The sequence below is a fragment of the Meiothermus cerbereus genome (assembly GCF_051297115.1).
GTDB classification, from domain to species: Bacteria; Deinococcota; Deinococci; order Deinococcales; family Thermaceae; genus Meiothermus; species Meiothermus cerbereus_A.
Genome location: NZ_JBEVAL010000160.1, coordinates 1 through 822 on the forward strand (window position 1 = coordinate 1; position 822 = coordinate 822).

Genomic DNA, 822 nt, shown 5'->3' on the forward strand with positions numbered 1-822 from the left:
CCTGCAAAAGGGCCAGGGAACAAGGGGGGGTACGGCCCTGGTGGTTGCAGGGCTCCAAGGAGACATAGGCGGTAGCCCCCTGGGCCAGGGAACCCGCCTCCCTTAAGGCGAAGACCTCCGCATGGGGCTCCCCCGCCTTGGGATGGTACCCCTCCCCTACGATGCGGCCATCCCGCACCAACACCGCCCCCACCAGGGGATTAGGGTGAGTGTGGCCTCGAGCCCGTTCGGCCAGCTGCAAAGCCCTGCGGAGAAAGCGCTCGTCCAGCTCTCGCAAAGGACCTCCTTCTCCCATCCGGACTTTCACCGTCGGCCCCGGAGTTCCACCGGGTCGGGCCCCAGAGGGGCTTCGCGGGCTTTCACCGCCGGTGGGGACTTCCACCCCGCCCCGAAGGAGGTGCCAGCAGGCACCGCATTCAGTTTACCAAAAGCGAGGCCCAATAGCCAAATAGGGGCCTTCAAAGGGCCCCTGCGCGCTTCCATGGTGGAGGTGGGGGGAGTCGAACCCCCGTCCGAAAGTCCCTACAGCAGGCCTCTACGCGCGTAGTCCGCGTTTTAGGTGTCCCCCTGGCTTAGCCCACGGACAGGCGGCCAGGAGTAAGCCCCGCTGAACTTCGCCTTGGCTTACGGGGCCTAAGCCTTGGCTAGCCGGGTTTCTTGTCCCCGCTACCGTGAGCCCCCGGCGGGGCTATCGGGCGAGGCCTGCGGATCTAAGCCGCGAGGGCGTAAGCAGGCTTCTTGGCCTTTATTCTTTTGCGGGTTTTTACGAGGCCACCCGCACCTCGGCGCGCCACCTGCCTTTGGCGACCCCCGTCGAGACCG

General features: G+C 66.2%; 1 protein-coding gene, 1 other RNA gene and 1 riboswitch. Both genes read right to left on the reverse strand.

Going from position 1 to position 822, the window contains the following annotated elements; genetic code table 11:
* Nucleotides 1-277: deaminase (locus ABWU19_RS14940; protein WP_435902418.1), on the reverse strand; the 277-nt coding region annotated here is incomplete at its 3' end.
* 2 nt (nucleotides 278-279) lie between these two features.
* Nucleotides 280-400: riboswitch (FMN riboswitch) on the reverse strand.
* Between the two features lie 82 nt (nucleotides 401-482).
* Nucleotides 483-822, reverse strand: a transfer-messenger RNA (tmRNA) gene (ssrA, locus tag ABWU19_RS14945); the annotation flags it as partial.